This is a genomic window from Shewanella sp. SG44-2 (assembly GCF_014164215.1).
Lineage (GTDB): Bacteria > Pseudomonadota > Gammaproteobacteria > Enterobacterales > Shewanellaceae > Shewanella > Shewanella frigidimarina.
Map to the genome: position 1 here is coordinate 93,190 of NZ_JACJEU010000003.1, position 15,288 is coordinate 108,477.

At 40.6% G+C, this 15,288-nt stretch carries 15 protein-coding genes; 14 read left to right on the forward strand and 1 reads right to left on the reverse strand.

What is annotated here, in order from left to right:
- The first annotated feature begins 26 nt into the window (after positions 1 to 26).
- The 13 genes from H5181_RS03255 to dinB all read left to right on the forward strand — a co-directional run bounded on the left by H5181_RS03255 (position 27) and on the right by dinB (position 11,129).
- Positions 27 to 1,361 (forward strand): Na(+)-translocating NADH-quinone reductase subunit A, encoded by a 1,335-nt coding sequence (locus tag H5181_RS03255; RefSeq protein WP_123883911.1) that lies wholly within the window; start codon positions 27 to 29, stop codon positions 1,359 to 1,361.
- Positions 1,361 to 2,560: an NADH:ubiquinone reductase (Na(+)-transporting) subunit B gene (locus tag H5181_RS03260; protein WP_011636424.1), complete on the forward strand. Its 1,200-nt coding sequence runs from the start codon at positions 1,361 to 1,363 to the stop codon at positions 2,558 to 2,560. Before H5181_RS03255 ends, H5181_RS03260 begins: the two co-directional genes overlap by 1 nt.
- Positions 2,553 to 3,338, forward strand: a complete 786-nt coding sequence (locus tag H5181_RS03265) for a Na(+)-translocating NADH-quinone reductase subunit C (protein WP_182750221.1) — start codon at positions 2,553 to 2,555, stop codon at positions 3,336 to 3,338. The genes H5181_RS03260 and H5181_RS03265 overlap by 8 nt, the downstream gene beginning before the upstream one ends.
- A complete protein-coding gene (locus H5181_RS03270; protein WP_011636426.1) occupies positions 3,338 to 3,970 on the forward strand; it encodes an NADH:ubiquinone reductase (Na(+)-transporting) subunit D in 633 nt (210 codons plus the stop codon). The genes H5181_RS03265 and H5181_RS03270 overlap by 1 nt, the downstream gene beginning before the upstream one ends.
- Positions 3,971 to 3,975: 5 nt before the next feature.
- Complete coding sequence (gene nqrE, locus H5181_RS03275; protein WP_011636427.1) at positions 3,976 to 4,584, forward strand: NADH:ubiquinone reductase (Na(+)-transporting) subunit E; 609 nt, start codon at positions 3,976 to 3,978, stop codon at positions 4,582 to 4,584.
- Between the two features lie 46 nt (positions 4,585 to 4,630).
- Complete coding sequence (gene nqrF / locus H5181_RS03280) at positions 4,631 to 5,878, forward strand: NADH:ubiquinone reductase (Na(+)-transporting) subunit F (RefSeq protein WP_011636428.1); 1,248 nt, start codon at positions 4,631 to 4,633, stop codon at positions 5,876 to 5,878.
- Between the two features lie 122 nt (positions 5,879 to 6,000).
- On the forward strand, positions 6,001 to 7,014 hold the full coding sequence (locus H5181_RS03285; RefSeq protein ID WP_102037564.1) for an FAD:protein FMN transferase: 1,014 nt from the start codon (positions 6,001 to 6,003) through the stop codon (positions 7,012 to 7,014).
- Positions 7,015 to 7,099: 85 nt separating this feature from the next.
- Positions 7,100 to 7,324 (forward strand): (Na+)-NQR maturation NqrM, encoded by a 225-nt coding sequence (gene nqrM, locus H5181_RS03290; RefSeq protein WP_011636430.1) that lies wholly within the window; start codon positions 7,100 to 7,102, stop codon positions 7,322 to 7,324.
- 233 nt (positions 7,325 to 7,557) lie between these two features.
- Positions 7,558 to 8,028: a bacterioferritin gene (gene bfr / locus H5181_RS03295; protein WP_011636431.1), complete on the forward strand. Its 471-nt coding sequence runs from the start codon at positions 7,558 to 7,560 to the stop codon at positions 8,026 to 8,028.
- Positions 8,029 to 8,040: 12 nt separating this feature from the next.
- Complete coding sequence (bfr, locus tag H5181_RS03300; protein ID WP_059746496.1) at positions 8,041 to 8,508, forward strand: bacterioferritin; 468 nt, start codon at positions 8,041 to 8,043, stop codon at positions 8,506 to 8,508.
- Positions 8,509 to 8,845: 337 nt separating this feature from the next.
- Positions 8,846 to 9,331 (forward strand): hypothetical protein, encoded by a 486-nt coding sequence (locus tag H5181_RS03305; RefSeq protein ID WP_259396929.1) that lies wholly within the window; start codon positions 8,846 to 8,848, stop codon positions 9,329 to 9,331.
- Position 9,332: 1 nt separating this feature from the next.
- Entirely contained in the window at positions 9,333 to 9,851 is a 519-nt protein-coding gene (locus H5181_RS03310) for an ankyrin repeat domain-containing protein (protein ID WP_182750222.1), read from the forward strand.
- 198 nt (positions 9,852 to 10,049) lie between these two features.
- Positions 10,050 to 11,129 (forward strand): DNA polymerase IV, encoded by a 1,080-nt coding sequence (gene dinB, locus H5181_RS03315; RefSeq protein ID WP_182750223.1) that lies wholly within the window; start codon positions 10,050 to 10,052, stop codon positions 11,127 to 11,129.
- Positions 11,130 to 11,238: 109 nt separating this feature from the next.
- Here the strand turns inward: dinB and H5181_RS03320 are convergent, their stop codons facing one another.
- Positions 11,239 to 12,702: an aminoacyl-histidine dipeptidase gene (locus tag H5181_RS03320; RefSeq protein WP_182750224.1), complete on the reverse strand. Its 1,464-nt coding sequence runs from the start codon at positions 12,700 to 12,702 to the stop codon at positions 11,239 to 11,241.
- Between the two features lie 182 nt (positions 12,703 to 12,884).
- Here H5181_RS03320 and H5181_RS03325 point away from each other — a divergent pair, with 182 nt between their 5' ends.
- Complete coding sequence (locus H5181_RS03325) at positions 12,885 to 14,423, forward strand: leucyl aminopeptidase family protein (RefSeq protein ID WP_182750225.1); 1,539 nt, start codon at positions 12,885 to 12,887, stop codon at positions 14,421 to 14,423.
- Positions 14,424 to 15,288 lie beyond the last annotated feature (865 nt).

Below are 15,288 nucleotides of genomic sequence, written 5' to 3' on the forward strand. Positions count from 1 at the left end.
TTCCTTCAAACGTAGTGCTTGTGGATATGATTACAATTAAGAAAGGATTGGAACTGCCTATAGCAGGCGGACCAGAGCAAGTTATCCATAATGGCCCAGCCATTAGACACGTAGCGACTTTGGGTGAAGAGTATATTGGCTTACGTCCAACGATGAAAATCAAAGTGGGCGACAAAGTACAAAAAGGCCAAGTTCTTTTTGAAGATAAAAAGAATTTAGGCGTTAAATATACGGCTTTAGCCAGTGGTACTATTTTAGAAATCAACCGAGGTGCAAGACGTGTACTTCAGTCAGTTGTTATTGCTGTGGAAGGTGACGATAGCGTTGCTTTTGCTCAATACGATGCTGATAAGTTAGACACGTTAGACGCACAAGTTGTTCGTGATAATCTGATTGATTCAGGTTTGTGGACTGCTTTGCGTACACGCCCATTCAGTAAAGTGCCAGCTGTAGATGCTACTGCTGCGGGTATTTTCGTTACTGCAATTGATACTCAACCTCTTGCTGCCGATCCTGTGGTAGTCATCGCTCAACATAAAGAAGATTTTGCTAATGGCCTAAAAGTCCTAGCACGATTAACTGAAGGTAAAGTTTACCTATGTAAAGCTCAAGGTGCCGATATCCCTGCAGCTAATGCCCAAGTTCAAGAGTTTGCGGGTAAACACCCAGCAGGTCTTGCGGGTACGCATATTCATCACGTTCTTCCAGCTTCAGCAACACGTACTGTTTGGCATATTGGCTATCAGGATGTGATTGCTTTTGGTCAACTGTTCACCCAAGGTGTATTAAACACTGAGCGTGTGGTTGCGATTGGCGGTCCTAAAGCGAAAAACCCTCGCCTTGTTCGTACCGTTTTAGGTGCTAGCATGGCTGAACTGACTGCTGATGAAACGGTCGGTGATGGTGTTCGTGTGATTTCAGGTTCAGTGTTAAGCGGCCGTACTGCGGTAGGCCCTCAAGCTTATTTGGGGCGTTATCATCAGCAGGTGAGTGTACTAGAAGAAGGTGACGAGAAAGAATTGTTTGGTTGGGCTATGCCTGGCGTAGATAAGTTCTCTATCACTCGTTCGTTCTTAGGTCACTTAAGCCCGTCACGTTTATTTAATATGACCACTAGCACCGGCGGTTCCGACCGTGCAATGGTACCTATTGGTAACTATGAACGCGTGATGCCTTTAGACATTCTACCTACTATGCTACTTCGTGATTTACTCTCTGGCGACTTTGATGGCGCAGTTCGTTTAGGCGCACTAGAGTTAGATGAAGAAGATTTGGCATTGTGTACGTTCGTATGTCCAGGTAAGTATGACTACGGTTCATATTTGCGTGACTGTTTAGATACGATCGAGAGGGAAGGCTAATGAGCTTGAAAGATTTTATCGAACGTATTGAGCCGCAATTTGAAAAAGGCGGTAAGTACGAAAAGTGGTATGCCCTTTACGAAGCGGCTGCGACAGTATTTTACACTCCAGGTAAAGTGAACAAAGGGGCAACCCACGTTCGCGATAACCTTGACCTAAAACGTATGATGATTACGGTTTGGGCATGTACATTTCCGGCAATGTTTGTCGGGATGTACAACGTAGGTTTACAAGCTCAAATAGCGATGGTGGCCGGCTTCGGTACACCTGATATTTGGCAAGTAGGCTTATTTGAATTATTTGGCGCTCAACTCACCGCAGACTCTGGCATTACGTCCTTGATGTTCTATGGTGCGTGCTTCTTCCTACCTATCTATGCAGTAACATTTATTGTCGGTGGTTTTTGGGAAGTACTCTTTGCGTCAGTGCGTGGCCATGAAATTAACGAAGGTTTCTTCGTTACTTCAGTGCTATTTGCATTAACTCTACCGCCAACAATTCCTTTATGGATGGTCGCTTTAGGTATTACCTTTGGTGTGGTTGTAGCAAAAGAAATCTTCGGTGGCACAGGGCGTAACTTCTTAAACCCTGCATTAGCTGGCCGTGCTTTCTTGTTCTTTGCTTACCCATTAAGCATGTCTGGTGATACCTCATGGGTTGTTGCGGACGGCTTCTCTGGTGCAACAGCATTGAGTCAAGCTGCGCAAGGTACTTTTGACTACACTTCAAACGCTAACTGGATTGATGCTTTCATGGGCTTTATTCCGGGTTCTGTTGGTGAAGTATCGACCTTTGCTATTTTGCTCGGTGGTTTAGTCATTATCTACACCCGTATTGCCTCGTGGCGTATTGTGGGTGGTGTAATGTTAGGTATGGTGGCAATTTCTACTCTACTTAATCTTATTGGTAGCGACAGCAACCCGATGTTTGCAATGCCGTGGCATTGGCACTTAGTATTAGGTGGTTTTGCATTTGGTATGATGTTTATGGCGACAGATCCTGTTTCTGCGTCGTTCACAAATAGTGCTAAATGGGCATACGGTTTCCTCATTGGTGCAATGGTGGTGTTTATCCGTGTGGTTAACCCTGCATTCCCAGAAGGTATGATGTTAGCTATCTTGTTTGCTAACTTATTTGCTCCATTATTTGACCACTTTGTAGTACAGGCAAATATTAAGCGGAGGATTGCTCGTGGCTAGTAATAAAGATTCGTTCGGTAGAACGCTATTTGTTGTTGTCGGCTTATGTCTTATTTGCTCCGTGCTTGTTTCAACCGCTGCCGTGGTGTTAAAACCTATTCAGCAAGAAAATAAGTTGTTGGATAAGCAAAAGTATATTCTTGAAGCAGCGAGCCTTATCAACCCTAAAGAAGGCAAAATCACCAAGAAAGATATTCTAAGCAAGTATGAGCAATATGTAGACGCTCGCTTAGTTGACCTTGAAACCGGTGAATTTGTTGAGGGTGATGCTAACCTTTATGATCAACGTAAAGCATCTCGTGATACAGAAACGTCATCTATCCCTGAAAATGATGTTGCCTCAATTAAACGTGTTGCAGATAAAGCTGTTGTCTACCTTGTTCGTAATGACGAAGGTAAACTGACTAGCGTGATTTTGCCTGTTCACGGTTATGGTTTGTGGTCAACGATGTACGCATTTTTGGCTCTAGAAGCTGATCTAAACACTGTGCAAGGACTTGTTTACTACGACCAAGGTGAAACTCCTGGTTTAGGTGGCGAAGTTGAAAATCCAAAATGGAAAGCATTGTGGAAAGGTAAGCAGTTATTTGATGCACAAGGCGACTTGGCTATTAGTGTAACTAAAAACCCTACAGTGGCTAGCTCTGTTCATGGTGTTGATGCACTTTCAGGTGCAACATTGACCAGTAACGGTGTACAACACTCATTGGAGTTTTGGTTAGGTAAAGAAGGCTTTGCAAGCTTTATCGCTAAAGCACGCAACGGAGGGTTAAGCTAATGGCTGACGCTAAAGAACTTAAACAGGTTCTGACCGGACCGATTATCAATAACAACCCAATAGCATTGCAAATTTTGGGTGTGTGTAGTGCACTTGCTGTTACCAGTAAATTAGAAACAGCATTAGTAATGACGATTGCATTAACAGCGGTAACAGCGTTTTCTAACCTGTTTATCTCTCTTATTCGTAATCACATTCCAAGCAGTGTGCGTATTATTGTACAGATGACCATTATTGCGTCTTTAGTAATTGTGGTTGACCAAGTATTACAAGCTTATGCCTATGCCATTTCTAAGCAATTATCGGTATTCGTAGGTTTGATTATTACTAACTGTATTGTAATGGGTCGTGCTGAAGCTTACGCAATGAAAACCCCTCCAATGATGAGCTTTATGGACGGTATCGGTAACGGTTTAGGTTACGGTGCTATTCTATTGTCTGTTGGCGTGGTGCGTGAACTATTTGGTAATGGTTCATTATTCGGCGTAGAAATCCTCAGCAAAATCTCTGACGGTGGTTGGTATCAGCCTAACGGTTTATTACTACTGCCACCGAGTGCATTCTTCTTGATCGGTGGTTTGATCTGGTTGATCCGTACTTACAAGCCAGAGCAAGTTGAAGCAAAAGGGTAGACGCAATGGAACATTATATTAGTTTATTAATTCGTTCAGTTTTCATTGAAAACATGGCACTCGCGTTCTTCTTAGGTATGTGTACTTTCTTAGCGGTTTCAAAGAAAGTGACTACTGCGATGGGCCTTGGTGTTGCAGTTATCGTGGTACTGGCTATTTCGGTTCCTGCTAACCAAATTATTTATCAAGGTTTATTGGCTCCAGGCGCATTAGCTTGGGCTGGTTTCCCTGATGCTGATTTGAGCTTCTTGAAGTTCATCACCTTTATCGGTGTGATTGCAGCACTTGTACAAATTTTGGAAATGGCTTTAGACAAGTATTTTCCACCTTTGTACAACGCGTTAGGTATTTTCTTACCTTTGATTACCGTGAACTGTGCAATTTTCGGTGCAGTATCTTTCATGGTTGAGCGTGATTACAACTTAGGCGAGAGCGTAGTATTTGGTATTGGCTCTGGCATTGGTTGGGCGTTAGCAATTGTATTGCTAGCCGGTATCCGCGAAAAGATGAAATATTCTGACGTGCCAAATGGCTTACGTGGCTTAGGTATTACCTTCGTTTCAGCAGGTCTTATGGCTCTAGGTTTCATGTCATTCTCAGGTGTTTCTCTTTAAGAGACATTGAGAAGACGCATTAATTTGAACCTTTAAGGATAAGTGAATGGGTATTCTTGAATCTACTCCAATAGATGTCTATCTAGGTGTGAGTATGTTTACTGTGATTGTCTTGGTTTTGGTATTAGTGATTTTATTCGCTAAATCAAAATTGGTGGCAAGCGGTGATATCATTATTGGTATTAACGGCGACGCAGATAAAGCAATTAAAACAGGTGCTGGCGGCAAGTTACTTGGCGTTTTAGCAGACAACGGCATCTTCGTATCAAGTGCGTGTGGTGGCGGTGGCTCATGTGGTCAGTGTCGTGTACAGATTAAGTCTGGTGGTGGTGATATTCTGCCTACTGAACTTGACCACATTAGTAAAGGTGAAGCACGTCAGGGTTGTCGTTTATCTTGTCAGGTAAACGTGAAAACTGACATGGAAATCGAACTTGATGAAGAGATTTTCGGCATCAAGAAATGGGAATGTGAAGTTATCTCTAACGATAACAAAGCGACGTTCATTAAAGAACTTAAGCTACAAATTCCTGATGGCGAATCTGTGCCTTTCCGTGCCGGTGGTTATATTCAGATTGAAGCTCCTGCTCATCATGTTAAATATGCTGAGTTTGAAGTGCCTGATAAATACCGTGGCGACTGGGAACACTTCGGTTTCTTCAAGTTAGAGTCAAAAGTAGACGAAGAAACCATTCGTGCCTACTCAATGGCTAACTACCCAGAAGAGTTCGGGATTATTATGTTGAACGTGCGTATTGCTACGCCACCGCCACGTAATTTAACCCTACCTTGCGGTAAAATGTCTTCGTACATTTGGAGCTTAAAAGCCGGTGATAAAGTGACTATTTCTGGTCCATTTGGTGAGTTTTTTGCTAAAGACACAGATGCAGAAATGGTATTCATTGGTGGTGGTGCTGGTATGGCCCCAATGCGCTCACACATTTTTGACCAATTAAAGCGTCTTAAATCTAAGCGTAAAATGAGCTTCTGGTACGGTGCGCGTTCACAACGTGAAATGTTCTATGTTGAAGATTTTGACGGCTTAGCGGCTGAAAATGAAAACTTCAAATGGCATGTCGCGTTATCGGACCCACAAGCTGAAGATAACTGGACTGGTTATACTGGTTTCATTCATAACGTATTGTATGAAAATTACTTACGTGACCATGATGCGCCAGAAGATTGTGAGTTCTACATGTGTGGACCTCCAATGATGAACGCCGCCGTTATTGGTATGCTAAAAGATTTAGGTGTTGAAGACGAAAATATCTTATTAGATGATTTCGGTGGTTAATGAGTTAACTCATCACATTGACATGTAAGTCATGAAATTGCAGCAGTGCAGACAGGGTGGTTAAACACTAGTCTTGCACGCTGCAATTTTTTTTGTTTATTTAATACAAGTGTAAATTTGACATGACTGTAAATTCAATCAAGTTATTGCTATTGCCAGCGTTGTTGTTATTGGTGAGCGCCTGCAGTTCACCAGAGCCTATTATTTCATTATCTGGTAGTACTATGGGTACCACTTATCATATTAAAGTGGTCAACAGTGACCGCTTACCTGAAGCGCAGCTACTACAAGCTGAAATTGACATGGCATTAGAAGTCGTAAACGATCAAATGTCGACTTACCGTTCAGACTCAGAACTGTCTAAGTTCAATCAATTACAAGTTCAACAAAGCGTTAAAGTATCCGCTGATACCATTAAGGTTATCGAAGAGGGTATGCGTCTTTATCAGGAGACTGATGGGGCATTAGATATCACATTAGGACCAGTGGTTAATTTGTGGGGCTTTGGTCCTGATAAACGACCGACAACCATCCCGACTCAAGCTCAAATCGATAACGCTAAAGCTAAGATGGGCATCAAAGAATTGTCGATAAAAGGCTTAACATTAACTAAGCATAATGCAGACCTGTATGTTGACTTATCTTCTATAGCAAAAGGTTTTGGCGTTGATAAGATTGCCGCGATATTAGACAAATATCATGTATCTGGATACTTAGTTGAAATAGGTGGTGAGCTTAATGTTAAAGGTACTAAGGATGACAATACCCCATGGCGAGTGGCTGTAGAGCAACCTACTACAGAAGGCCAAGCCGTTCAGCAAGTGATTGAGCCTGGGACAATGTCATTAGCAACATCAGGTGATTACCGTAACTTTTATCAAGAGAATGGCGAACGTTTTTCACATTTAATTGATCCTCGTAACGGTTATCCTATTAAGCATAAACTTGCCTCTGCAACCGTGTTACACTCTAGTTGTATGACCGCAGATGGATATGCCACTGCGATGATGGTGTTAGGAACTGAGGCTTCATTGGCACTTGCTAAAGAGAAAAATTTAGCAATAATGTTAATTGAGAAGCAAGAACAGGGTTATCAGGTCTATTACAGCGATGCGTTTAAATCGTATGTTAAGTAGCTTCTTTATTTTTTAACTAGTTGATGAAACGACTGATTAATTCAACTAGTAGTACCATAATCTGAATGAGTAATTGGAGTTTGTAATGAGCACATTTATAGCAGCGTTTGTAGTGTTATTATTGTTCTTTTTGTTAATGTCTATCGGCTATATCGTGAAAAAGAAAGCGGTAGAAGGTAGTTGTGGTGGTTTAGGTGTTTTAGGTATTGAGAAAGCATGTGACTGTGACGATCCATGTGATAAACGTAAACGCCGTATGGAAAAAGAGCAAGCTCGCAATGAGTTGCTCAATCAAAATCGAATTATTTAGCATCGTTAATTGCCTAAAGCGAAGGTTAATAGACCAATGCTTTGTAAAGAGCCTTCATTTAGAAGGCTTTTTTTATGTTCGTGTATTGCTAACGAGTTACAAAGCTTAGTTATAATGATAATGGTTATCAATTGTAAGTGTGTGAAAATAAAGGAAAATTTGCTTTTTCTCCTATAGTGTTTTATCCTATTTGTAATTGATCGAGATCACATTATTTATCGAGGGGCATTACTATGAAAGGTCATCCTAAAGTCATCAGCCAACTCAATCGAGTACTCACCTGTGAGCTGACCGCCATTAACCAATATTTTTTACATGCTCGTATGTTTAAGCATTGGGGGTTGGAAAAGCTTAATGAGAAAGAGTATAAAAAATCGATTGAAGACATGAAGCATGCTGACAAGCTGATTGAACGTGTATTGTTTCTTGAAGGTTTACCTAACCTACAACAGTTAGATAAATTGCGCATTGGTGAGCATGCTGAAGAAATGCTTAGCTGTGATCTAGCTGCGATTACTGAACAAATTGCCATTTTGCGTGAAGCCATTAAGGTATGTGAAACTCAGCAAGATTATGTTAGCCGCGATTTATTTGAAGATTTACTCGAAGACGAAGAAGAGCATCTAGATTGGATTGAGTCGCAGCAAGAGCTTATCAATCAAACGGGTATTCAAAATTATCTTCAATCACAAATTAACGACTAATAGGAAATTATCATGAAAGGCCATCCAGAAGTCATCGACGCTTTAAATAGTTTATTAACTGGCGAATTGTCAGCCATGGATCAATATTTTGTCCATGCTCATATGTATGAAGACTGGGGATTCAATGAACTGTATACCCGTATTCTGCATGAGTCAGACGACGAGAAGTTGCATGCAGCTAAATTAGTTCAACGCATTTTGTTTTTAGAAGGCACTCCAGATGTTGGCAGCCGTGAAGCGTTGAATATTGGTAAAGATGTGCAAGAAATGCTGAGAAATGACCTTGCATACGAATATCATGTAGCAGACCATTTACGTAAAGTTATCGCGCTATGTGAAGAAAAAGCGGATTACCAAAGCCGTGAAATTTTAGAAGTGTTATTAGATGACACTGAATCTGACCACATGTACTGGTTAGAGAAGCAACTCGGTCTTATTGAACGTATTGGTTTACAAAACTATTTACAGACCAAAATGTAATGTCTTAATTGATACGTCACATGTTAAATAAGCCCAACTGAGTTTGGGCTTTTTTGTATCATTTCAACACTCATGTGGAGGCTCTGGAAGACAGATTAACCGCATTGGTGCTTGCTTTTTGAACTATTCGTTTAACCTGCAAACAAAAAATAGTCCAAGACATGAAGATTTTATGGGCTATAACAACTCATTAAATAAATTATTTTTGTTTAAAAAACGTTCAGTACCTTCCCCTTACTCTGGAAGAGATACATTAAAAGTGATAATGGTTTTTTTCTAATTAAATTGATATATTTAGTTTTTAATAGGACGTATTTTAAACTATATGGAAATGGAAATGGAAATGGAAATGGAAATGAATAGAAATGTACACCTTAAAAACTTCAAAAGTAGTCAACTCATATTTGATAATGATGAAACTATAATTATTTTAAAGTTCATATTTTCGAGTCAACATTCGATTATTGATGAGTTAGATATTACTGATGAAGTTCGTGAGTTTGCTCAAGGCTTGTTAGTTGAGGCTGTCGATGCATCTTATGCGATGGGATTTATCGACTCTTTATTTCGATCAACAATGAATCCTCAAGATGGTGCTAAAAAAGTCATAATAAAATTTGGGCGCAGCGCTGCAAAACATTGGTTTAGTCATGCAACAGCTAAAGACTTAATGCAAATAAAAATCTATGACAGAGTGAGAGAGCAACTATCATACAGCTTCGGTCGTGTTTTAGTGTTGTATTTAAATGGAATAGCAAAAACAAACAGTCGACATTTTGGTGTTTTAGCTTTTAACCTAAATAACAAAGTTATATGGAGTTAAAATGAAACTTAAGTTACTAATTGGATGCGCTTTTACTATTATTATTATGTATTCATTAGGTGCTATTTATTCTCTTGAAAATAGCCGTGTTGAAGATGTTGTATTATGCAGTGTCGAAGATAATACGCATTACATACCAAATTCGTTCTGTGAATTTTATTTGTTTAATTTTAGATTAACGAAACAAGACTTAGATGATCTTCAGTCTGTAGGTGGCATAGCATTTTTATTTGGCATTTCTAATCAGAAAAAAAGATATGTTTATTTAGATAAATTTATCGACAATGGTGCCTCCGTTAATACTAAAAGTAAGATTGATGGACTACCGCCTCTTCATGCCGCAATCTTACTCAATGATAAAAAATTAGTTGAATACTTACTGAGCAAAGGCAGTGACCCTCAACTGCTAGATAGTCAATTACGGTTAAATGCTTATGATTTTGTACTGTTTTTGAAAAGAAAGAATGACTCAATAAATCGAATTGAAGTCATAAGAATGTTGTCTACAATCAATTTATAAATTGAATAATTTGCTAGATGTTTTAGCTTTTTTCAGAATAATATTTTATTGCGTTTTAGGATGGCTTGAAGCTAGCTTTTTACATTTAAAAATATCTTGAGTCACATTTATTCATTATATTAATAATAAGCAATGATTGAATACTGTTTTTATATACAGTATCATTGTTTCAATTAAGATAATGATGATGGTTATAGAATGCGTAAAATCATTCACATCGATATGGATTGTTATTTTGCCGCGGTAGAAATGCGCGATTTTCCTGAACTACGAGGAAAACCCATTGCTGTTGGCGGCAGAAGTGACCGCCGAGGTGTGATAAGTACCTGCAGCTATGAGGCCCGCAAATTTGGGGTGCGTAGTGCTATGTCCAGTTATCATGCGTTGCAGTTGTGTCCGCAATTGATTTTAGTACCAGGGCGGATGGAAGTGTATAAATCGGTGTCACTGCAAATACGTGAGATTTTTCATCGATACACTGATCTTGTTGAGCCTTTGTCTTTGGACGAAGCGTATCTTGATGTGACTGATTGCGATGCTCACCAAGGCAGTGCGACATTAATTGCCAAGGCGATACGAGATGAGATTTTTGAGGTTACCGGATTAACGGCTTCAGCTGGTATAGCACCCATTAAGTTTTTAGCCAAAATTGCATCCGATTTAAATAAGCCGAATGGACAATATGTTATCACTCCAAATCAAATTGCTGATTTTGTAAAAGACCTACCGCTGAGTAAAATTCCTGGCGTTGGTAAAGTCACTTCAAAAAAGTTAGCCGATATTGGCTTAACCACTTGTTATGATGTGCAGCAATACCCTAAAGTGCAATTAATTGAGGCCTTTGGTAAGTTTGGCCATGTGTTGGCTGAGCGTGCTCAAGGGATCGATTCAAGACAAATCAGCCCGCATCGAGTGCGTAAGTCTGTCGGGGTTGAAACGACATTAGCCAAAGACATTTTTACGTTAGAGCAATGTCATCAGGTATTACCGCAGCTTATTCAAGAGCTGAGTACTCGGGTTCGTCGCAGTGCAAAAGACCGACAGATCCATAAGCAGGTTGTGAAACTGAAATTTAATGATTTTAAGCAGACCACCATCGAGCATCGCAGTGATGAGATTTCGATTAACCTGTTTCATGAGTTATTGCTGCAAGCATTACAACGAAGCCAAGGGCGAGGGATTCGATTAGTCGGTGTGAGCGTTGGCCTAGCGGATGTGACGTTGGCTCCTTCCGAGAGTAGTGTCGATCAAATTACTCAACTCGATTTACAATTTTAGGCGCCCATTTTATAACGGAAACCATACAGAGCAAAAAGGCGACATTGCTGTCGCCTTTCTTATATGGCTTATCAGCCAATTATAACCATAGCCACAATCACTTTACTGATTACGCCTCTTTAGCTGGGATACGCTCTAATACAGCAAGCAGTAATTCCCAATATTGACCAACCGTGGTGATGTTGACCATTTCATCTGGGCTGTGCGGATAACGAATCGTCGGACCAATCGATACCATATCCATGTGCGGATAAGGTTCTTTAAATAAACCACATTCAAGACCTGCATGAATAACCATCACGGTAGGATCTTTTTTATAAATATCGTTATAGGTGTCACGCACAATTGCCATAACAGGTGAGCTAGTGTCTGGTTTCCAACCTGGATAAGCACCGCTTAAATCAATGCTCGCACCCGATAGATTTGATAGTGCGGTTAGCATACCAGTGACTTCTTCACGTCCCGAATCGATTAATGAACGAATAAGGCATAATATTTCTACGCTTTCATCTTCAGTGCTGATCACGCCGATATTTAATGATGTTTCAGTGACGCCTTCTACTTCATCGCTCATGCGGATAACACCGTTAGGGCTAGCATGTAATAAGTCGATTAAGGTATTTTGCGCTTCTTCGTCCATCACTTTTGTTGGTGCATCAATTGCGGCTAACGTGAGTAACATGGCAGGATCAGCTATGGCTAACTCTTCACGCACTAACGCTTGAAATGACTCAATAGCTTGTTTTAATGCTTCAACATTTTCAGCTGGCAACATCAATTGAACGTTAGCTTCACGCGGAATCGCATTACGCAGCGAACCACCACTAAAGCTGACTAGCTCTAAGGCTAATTCGTCACTGTATTTAAATAAAAATCGCGCTAATAACTTGTTAGCGTTACCACGACCAAGATGAATATTGACACCAGAATGGCCGCCTTTTAAACCCGACATAGTCAGTGAAAAGCTGGCGTTGCTTTGTTCTGGTGCTTGCCAAGACATTGGTACACTTATTTGTGCATCAACACCGCCGGCGCAACCCATGTAGATTTCACCTTCTTGCTCTGAATCAGTATTAATTAAAATTTCAGCATCAAGGTAACCGGCTTCTAAACCAAAAGCGCCAGTCATGCCGGCTTCTTCATCAATGGTGAGCAGCACTTCGAGTGGCCCGTGCTTAATGTCTTTACTGCCTAAAACGGCCAACGCCGAAGACATACCAATACCGTTATCAGAACCTAAGGTTGTTCCTCTAGCTTTAACCCAATCACCGTCAACATAGGCTTCAATCGGATCGGTTTCAAAATTATGTACTTTGTCGGCATTTTTTTGCGGCACCATATCAATGTGTGCTTGTAACACCACTATTTTGCAGTTTTCCATTCCTGCTGTAGCAGGCTTACGGATGATTAAATTACCCACTTTGTCTTCAACAACCGCAAGGCCTTGAGCTTTTGCCCATTGCTGAATATGTTGTGATAACGCATGTTCATGCTTTGATGGATGTGGAATAGCGCAAATTTGTTCAAACCATTGCCATAGAGGCTGAGGATATAATTGAGTTAATGCAGTCACGAAACGCCCTCTAAGATGAAATCAAGTCGATATACGACACAAAATATAACTGCGACTATTTTAACATATTCTGCGCAGTTACTTGATATTGCGATAGCGATTTGCCAAGGTTTAGTCCACAAATCTGTAAATAATTATGAACCCACTAATTTATCTATATTCCTAAAGAGTAAGGATCTTGTATGACCCAAGTGAATAAAGCGGTTACCGCGTTCCAAGTGCCAATTATTGATGTCACAGGTGATGAGGCTATTTTTGAAGGCGAAGGTTGGGACGCTGTTGTTGTGATAGCGACGAGTTTAGCTGAGATCAAACAAGATGAAGTGAGTTTGCTTGCTGCACACGCTAGTCAAATAGATTTCCGTGTCGGTAAAAGTGCCACGCTCCTTTTTGCGCCAGGGTTAGCCGGTGGTCGTTTGATTATCTCCCCAGTGACAGATAGCGACAATGAGTATAGCGATGTCAGGATTTTTGCCAAAGCCGCTCGAGAAGGTATTGCCATTGCTAAAGCCGCAGGTGCCACTAAACCTTTACTAGTTGTTCCAAGGGTAACTGACAATCGCTTTGCTAATGCAGAACAAGTTGCCGCACTGGCGTGTGGACAAGAGCTTTGGCAACCGTTAGAGGCGCGAGAAGCAAAGTCTTTACAACCGAGTTTAACCGCGATTGGATTATTGAATACTGCCACCCATAGTTTATTACTTAATGCGGCAGAATCTGGACGAGTATTGGCGCGCGATCTTTGTGGTACAGAACCTGAGCGTATGTCGGCTATTGGGTTTGCACAATATTGTGTTGATGCTTTTGCTGATAGCGATTTGGCTGTATCTGTGGTTGAGCAAGTCGAGCAGTTAAAAGCGCAATACCCATTACTCTGTGCAGTGGGCAGAAGCTCTTTTGATGTTGCACGTCATCATCCTCGAGTGGTAAAGCTTGAATATGTTGGTGAAGGCCCTATTACAAAAACCTTATTCTTTGCTGGCAAAGGTGTGGTTTACGACACAGGCGGCGCTGATATTAAAGTTGCAGGTTCTATGGCTGGAATGAGCCGTGATAAAGGTGGTGCGGCAGCAGTTGCCGGTTTAATGAAAGCACTATCAATACTGAAACCTAAAGGTATTAAAGTCATTGCTGAACTCGGATTAGTAAGAAACAGTATTGGCAGTGATGCATTTGTCACCGATGAGATCATTACTAGCCACGCAGGTGTGCGAGTCCGCATTGGTAATACTGATGCAGAAGGTCGCTTAGTATTGGCTGACTTATTATCGCATTTGCGAATACAGGCTCAAACCGCAGTGAATCCACAATTATTTTCGGTGGCGACGTTAACCGGTCATGTTGTGCGAGCCTACGGTGGTTACCCTGCATTAGTTGAAAATAGCGCGGCTAAAAAGCAAGGGGTTGCAGCAACACTCGCTGAAGTGGGTCAGTTATGGGGTGAACCATTTGAGGTTTCACGATTACGTCCAGAAGACTTTGATAAAGTTGCCGATAAAAATGGCGCTGCAGATGTGGTGTCATCGAATAATGGTCCGTCTTCAATTACGGCTCGTGGGCATCAATATCCTGCCGCTTTCTTGATAAAAGCCTCTGGATTAACAGAAACAGAACTGGCATTTACCCATATCGATATTGCAGGCAGTGCTGTTGAGGGCGATCCTTTGTATGGAAAGCCAACCGCAAGCCCTTTGGTTGCTTTATTACAGCTTTCAAATTAGAGGTGTTTTAGTTATTAAGTGGCTGTTATTATTCCATTTAATTTTACATTTACATACTGTTAACAATAGTTATACATAGTTTTAATACGAAATTATTGTAATTAAATCACTTTTAATGAAGTTTTTGTGAATTAAAGCAAATAATACTTGTAATTAAATTACAGTTTTGTATAATTCATTTCGTCGGCAAGCAATGTGTTTGTCGGCTCTAGTTAATCCAGGATGGATATAACCTCCAAGGATCTGAGTGACAAGTTGTCTCAATGGATTTGAGAAATGTACGTTCCAGGGAACCGAGCCAAGCTTTACTAGGTTTATACAACTTTACTTTAATCAGGAGCACGACTATGTCTTATACAGGTAACAGCAAATTTTATTGGCAGAACACTTGGTTTGCCGACGTAACAGTTTTACGTGGCGGTATATTCGCCATGAAACGTTAAGAATTGACCCTCTTTACGTAGTTTTAATATCCATCAACCTTTTGTTCGTCTCGTTTGACGGTTTTAGACAAGGTGGTAAATTAATTAATTTATCGCCACATCACGTTAAGTGATGCTAGCTTTCCTTTCCCCATATGGGATGCTTGTAACATGTCTGCCTACTCTATTGAGTAGGCTTTTTTTTGTCTTAAATTTAGCTCGCTTTAGTTAGACTTAAGCTAATTGGTTAGTCGCTAATTGGTTAGTGCGCTATATAAAAAACTGAAATCTTTCAACAAAAAGGCTATTGATAGCTATCAAGGTCGTAAGTATTTATAATTCCCCGCAATTAAAGTAAGCCCTCTGTAAAGATGTCGACTCTGTGAGTATGGTCAGTAGCACAAGGCATACCGTATCCTCATTTATCGTAATTTGACTATTAA